Genomic DNA, 1109 nt, shown 5'->3' with positions numbered 1-1109 from the left:
GATTTCAAACGAACTCTTGTTGAGCTCTATCATAATGGCAAAACACAAGCTTCTCTGATCAAAGAGTATGGTGTTTCTCAAACTGCTCTTTCCAGATGGATCAAGCAATACTCCACTGTTGAAACATCTAATGGTGAAATTCTGACTGCTAAACAGATTCAGGAACTCCAGAAAAGAAATGCTCAGCTTGAAGAAGAAAACCTCATCCTAAAAAAAGCGATTGCCATCTTCACGCCACACTCAAACAAAGATTAAGTGCAGTTTATAAGCTTCGATTCCAGCATAATATCAAAACACTCTGCCGTGTACTCAACGTAAACCGCAGCACTTATTACAAACATTTTTATTCTCTGCCTTCTTCCAGAACCATTGAGAATCAGAATATCAAACAAATGATTCTGCACATTTACGCTGACTACGATAAACGCGTCGGTGCTTATAAAATCAAATATATCTTAGGTCGTGACTATGGCATTTACATCAGCGTCGGTCGAGTGTACCGCCTGATGCGTTCCATGCAGCTTCCACCTATGTCCACAGTAAAACCAAAATCTATTTCTCGCACAAAAGAGTCGTCTGGTTGTTATGCTGATCACCTGCATCAAGACTTTCATCAAAAAGCTCCCAACTTGGTCTGGACAAGTGATTTTACATATCTCAAAGCCGGAGGTACGTGGTATTATCTTTGTATCATTATGGATCTTTTTTCCAGAAAAATTATCTCCTGGAATATATCATCCAAACCCAATGCGGATCTGGTCATCCAGACCTTTCAGAAAGCATATTATTCCAGAAATTGTCCAGCTGGACTGATGTTTCACTCTGATAGAGGATCACAGTACACAGCCTTTGCATTTCGAAAACTGCTTGATGAACTGAATGTTGTCCAGTCCTTCTCGAAAAAGGGATATCCTTTTGATAACGCCTGCTGCGAAAGTTTCTTCAAATATCTCAAAAAAGAAGAAACCAACAGGCGTAATTTTCGTACCTATCGTGACCTATACCACTCTGTCTTCCAATATATCGAAGGCTTCTATAACTCTCGCAGACCACATGGTTCTTTAGGCTATCTGACACCAGATGAAATGGAAGCAACATTCTGGGATCGG

General features: G+C 40.2%; 1 protein-coding gene. It reads left to right on the top strand.

Annotated features, from left to right (window positions below):
* Positions 1 to 1109, top strand: a protein-coding gene (locus tag H9X84_RS12740) for an IS3 family transposase (RefSeq protein WP_205142735.1) whose coding sequence is annotated in 2 segments (ribosomal slippage) — positions 1 to 220 and positions 220 to 1109 — 1110 coding nt annotated over the 2 segments. Because the reading frame shifts where the segments join, the coding sequence is not laid out codon by codon here. This gene is flagged as partial in the annotation.

Source organism: Anaerotignum lactatifermentans (assembly GCF_016902535.1).
GTDB classification, from domain to species: Bacteria; Bacillota; Clostridia; order Lachnospirales; family Anaerotignaceae; genus Anaerotignum; species Anaerotignum lactatifermentans_A.
The sequence above is the reverse complement of the archived record's forward strand: the minus strand, read 5'-3'. Positions and strand labels throughout refer to the sequence as shown.